Here is a 4851-nt window from a genome sequence, read left to right as displayed (position 1 = left end):
ATACCAAGAGGAGAGGGTTTTGAATATAAAGTTAGCCAGCATTTTGATAATTTCAAAACATCACTTAAAGAGGATGTAGAATTAGCTAAGGAATCTGCTAATTTTTTAGGGAAATCAGGGTTACCTGTTTATATGATGTATGGAGTTTTATATAGAAAGACTGGTGGTCATCCAGAAACGGAAAGTAATATATTAATACAGATTACTGCGTGGAACATATTATTCCAATATTTAACAGAGTTAATTAATGATTCGATAGAGGCGGCTAACAATTTTAAGATAGGAGCATCAGAAGAGCTTGATGATTATAGGAAGTCCTTAATTAAAGTAAGAGAGATGTTAAATCAATATGAGATGCAGGATAACAACAGACATCAATTGCAGATTATGCTGGTAGATAGAACGGCATATCAAAAGAAAGAATTAAAAGATAAGGCACTGAAGAGATTTGATGGGGGTAAACATGATCTTTGAAATATATACAGCAGGAACAGGATACTTTTTAGAAAAGGTATTTAATGCAATAAGGTTAGTGATGGGGGGTGATGGATTTGTATGGTTATTGAAATTATCAGTAATAATAACATTTGTTACACTTATTGCAAAATCAGTATTTGACTTTAATCCGAAATCACTCATTCATTATTTTATAAAGGTGACATTAATAACAGGGATACTGGTTGCACCAGTTGCAAATGTGCATATAAACGATACATTACCTAATCAATATGGAATGAAAGAGGGGCCAAGGAAAATAGATAAGGTTCCAATAGGACTTGCAGCAATGTCATCTTTAACATCAACATTTATGAATTGGGTAGGAGATAAGTATGAAGAGAGTTTTTCTGCAGTGATGCCAAATGAGAGTTATGATAAAATGGGGGTATTATTTGGGTCGAAGATAGTTGCAGATACACTTAAAGCAAGAGCAGTAGATCCAAGCATTAAATCAGCATTTGGGAGTTTTTTAGAAGAATGTATTATACCAGATATAGACTACGGATATACAAGAAAGAATGGCTACATAGAGAAAGATTTACTTGAGGCTGAAGATATGCTTGGATTTTTAAAGGAAAGAACATCGCGAGCGAGTCTGATTCCATATACAGATGCAATTAGGGGTCTGAATAAAAAGAACTATTCTACAGAAGTAGGTGGTCAATACATAACATGCAATAGAATTGCACATATATTATCTGATGCAGTAGAAGCTGAAACAAATATAAGGATGCCAGCATTGGCAAAAGGATTTTTTGCAAAGTTTTTCCCTAGTGCAAGTCCTGCTGATTATGAGGGAGCATTTAGCAATGCTTTAAGTGATAGTTATGGGAAGTTTTTAAAATCAAGTAGAAGTGCAAAAGATACAATAATGCAAGCAGTTGCGATTAATAGTGTAAATGATAGTATAGAAAATGCATATAGTAAGGTGATTACTAGAAATACTACAAATACATATTTTGGATCAATGGCAGATATGGCATCAAGATTTATTTTAAATATAAAAGCAATGTTTGAAATAATCATACATGGGTTATTCCCGATAGCAGTAATATTAATGTTAGGACCTGGGGGATTTGAAGTATTTAAAAATTACTTTTGTTCAATGATATATTTACAATTATGGATACCGATATATGCAATATTGTTCACAGTATATTCAGCAGATTATGCAGTTGCAAATGTAGATGCACTCACATGGGCTAGCATTGGAAAATTACAAGCTATAAATGGAGAGATATCAGAACTTTCTGGATACATGTTAATGTTTGTACCAGTGATAGCAGGTTTAGCACTTAAGATGGGGTTATCGTCACTTGGAAGTTTGTCATCAGCAATGTTCTCAGCGCCACAGCAAGAAGCTATGAGGGTAGCAAGAGATAGTGTTCAGGGAACCTATACTTTAGGTAATACTAGTATAGATACACATAGTCATAATAATTTATCTGCTAATAAACATAATGATAATTATGAACATTTAACAGGAATGAGCTCTATAAACTCAGCTATGGGCTCAAGAATAGATGAGTTTGCAGGTGGGAACAGGGCAATAAGTATGGCAACAGGAGTAAGCAATGCAGGTGGGCTAGTAAATATAGATTGGGCTAGTCATATAGGTAAGAGAATAGATAATAGTATTGCAAGCAATAAGAGTCAGATAGAAAGAGCAAGTAGTGATTATGTAGAAAGTACTACAAATGCACAATATAAAGCACTGGGGTATAATGAGTCATTTAACAAAGGTACTGCAAGTTATAAAGACTTTACTAAAAACTTATCAACTGAAGATAGAATTGCCTTTGAAACATCAAGTAGTATAATAGATAAAACAGCAGCAGATTTTGGAATATCAAAAGATAACGCAATGAAATTACTAGCGGCAGCAAATACAGGAATATCATTTGAGAAGGTTGGGCCTTCGATAGGATTAAATGCTGGAGCTGATATGAGTAAGGTAGCATCGGTTAAAAAAGCTTATGATCATTTATATGGATCAGAGGATGCGAAGAGATATGCAGAGAGTATTGGGAAAGTAGATTCATTTATTAAATCCACCTCATCAAAAGAGCATACTGGACAAGATCAAGCATTAGTAGATTCAATAAGGCAGGATCTAAACGAAGCTCAAACTGCAACAATACCCAAACAGAAGGCAGAACAAGCATTAGAAGCAAATAATGCACAAAAAGCAGCATATTTAGATAAGTCACAAAGAATAAATCAGAACTTTACACCTAGATTTATGAAGTGGCTAGAGAATAAAGTAGGTACAGAAGAAATGGAAAGCATAATTCATCAAAATGATCCATACACAATCAATAGCTTAACAACAAAGTTTCTTAAGGATAATGCACTTGGATACACAGGTAGCTCTGTTAAATATATGCCTACAGATATAGATGGAGATCCTGAGCTTAATTATTTATATTTGCAAGCTGGTGGAAAGTTAATACCTAAAGATGTAAATGATCAAAATGATACGTTTATTGATCAAGCTATAGAAGGTAAAAATCCAACCCAGCCTAATGTAGTAATGACAACAAAAGGAAATAATGATGGCAAGTCTAATGACAATGAAAAAGATCAACCTATTAAAAACGAGCCAGCTTTTACAGCATTAGGTAGCAATTTAAAAAAAGATTATAAAAGTAATATGAGCGATGTGAAGAAGCTAAATGAAAATCATATGAATAAGAGAATTAAGGAAATCAATGAAAGAAGTATAAAATTTAGAGGTACGGAAAAAAATAAAGAAAACCAAGCTGGTGAAATTATAGGCCTTGAATTCACATCTGTGTATGATGGGACTGAATTTGCAAAGAAAATACATCAAGAAGTTAATCAAAGTAAAGCAAATGATAAATACGATATTAATACAAAGCTTGATTCCAAAACTACCGAGCTGAAAGAAAAAACTTCTGTAGTAAAAGAGCATCAAGAAAAAATAGATTCTAAAGTGAAGGGTGAAGTAAATCAAACAGCATTGGGTGGAATAGCAAATGATGTAGTAGAGAATATATCCGATGCTACTAGTAATTTTATGACTGGTGTAAAAAACACATATTACAACATTACAAATCAGCCAGACAAAAAAGGGGTATATATTCAAAGAGATAAAGCGCCTACAGAAATTAAAAAGGATAAAAGATTAGATATAAAAAGAGAATCTAAAGAAAAACAAACCGAAAATCTAGCTTCTCAAGAATCAAATAATGCTGAAGCATCAAAAGATATAAACAAGGCTAATAAAAAAGATGGGGGTGTTGAATGAATATATCATTGAAAGCACAAAAAAGAATAAAAATAATATTTTGCTGTATAGTAGCATTCCCCTTTTTAATTAGTTTATTAAATGCATTATTCTTGCCTAGATGCCCTTATTTTAGCGCTTACATATAAAGCAAGGCCATGATAAAATAGAAAAAGAATACAGCAAACATAGTAACTATGTGATAAATAGAATAAATGAAACAAGAAAAATGATGGATAACTTAGAAGATAGCATGAAGAGAGGTAGGTATTCTACCGAATTAGATAGAGATACTAGTCAGCATGAGATTAATAGGAAAGGTCAAGAAATACACGCAAAATATAGAGACCAGTATATAAAAATATTTGAAGAGCAAAAATACAAGTTAGATGATATCAAAAAACAATTAAGAGATTCAGGAATAGCAGATGATATAAAGGAATACACTAAGTTTAAAGAATATAACAGAGAAGTGATGAATACAGTTGAGGATGTATTGTTCAGGTGGGACGACTTTCGCTATTATTCTATTATTGATGTATTTAAAAAATGTAAAAAATTTGATGAATCTTCTTTTACAGATTATATCTGCATACAGAGTGGAGGGGGAGAAGGGGGTGCAGGTTATGCCGGGAATAATGATGATCTTAAGAAGAGGTTATCAAAGTATAGTCATCTTAAAGAAAAGTTAGGAGAAATATATTTAATTAATAACGAACGAGAAAGAGAAAACAAAGCGCAAGTATTATTAAAAGAAATAATGAGTGTTCATTTTGCACATATCGATGAAGATTATAACGTAAGATATGGTAGCTCTATACCTTTATCTGCACTGAAAGCCCTATTACCATATAAAGACCTAATATTAGAAATACTAGAAGCACAAAAGCACTTTGAAGTAAAAAAAGTAGATAATGTTACAGGGATACTAATCCCAGATGAGAGGTATCAGTTACTTAATAGTAATACAGAAATCGCAATATTTATCCAGTTATTAAAAGAGTACAAAGATTTTGGAGTAAAAGACAATGACTAAGAACGAAGTAATTTATCAAGAGTATAGTTTACTAATAAAAGATCTCAAAAAGCGTGTAGCGGAGTCA

At 32.4% G+C, this 4851-nt stretch carries 3 protein-coding genes; all 3 read left to right on the top strand.

The features are described from left to right. Positions 1–474, top strand: a 474-nt coding sequence (locus tag EIC27_RS07315; RefSeq protein WP_162298358.1) for a hypothetical protein, incomplete at its 5' end; no start/stop codon positions are given. Then, positions 464–3769 (top strand): conjugal transfer protein TraG N-terminal domain-containing protein, encoded by a 3306-nt coding sequence (locus EIC27_RS06170; protein WP_162298357.1) that lies wholly within the window; start codon positions 464–466, stop codon positions 3767–3769. The genes EIC27_RS07315 and EIC27_RS06170, both read left to right, overlap by 11 nt. A gap of 211 nt (positions 3770–3980) precedes the next feature. Continuing rightward, on the top strand, positions 3981–4784 hold the full coding sequence (locus EIC27_RS06165; protein ID WP_205702360.1) for a hypothetical protein: 804 nt from the start codon (positions 3981–3983) through the stop codon (positions 4782–4784). Positions 4785–4851 lie beyond the last annotated feature (67 nt).

This window comes from Candidatus Aquarickettsia rohweri, from assembly GCF_003953955.1.
Classification (GTDB): domain Bacteria; phylum Pseudomonadota; class Alphaproteobacteria; order Rickettsiales; family Midichloriaceae; genus Aquirickettsia; species Aquirickettsia rohweri.
This window is presented reverse-complemented; position numbering and strand designations above follow the sequence as displayed.

Coding starts and splice junctions, on each gene's coding strand:
- EIC27_RS06165 (WP_205702360.1), top strand. CDS start 3,981: ATGGATAACTTAGAAGATAGCATGAAGAGAGGTAGGTATTCTACCGAA.
- EIC27_RS06170 (WP_162298357.1), top strand. CDS start 464: ATGATCTTTGAAATATATACAGCAGGAACAGGATACTTTTTAGAAAAG.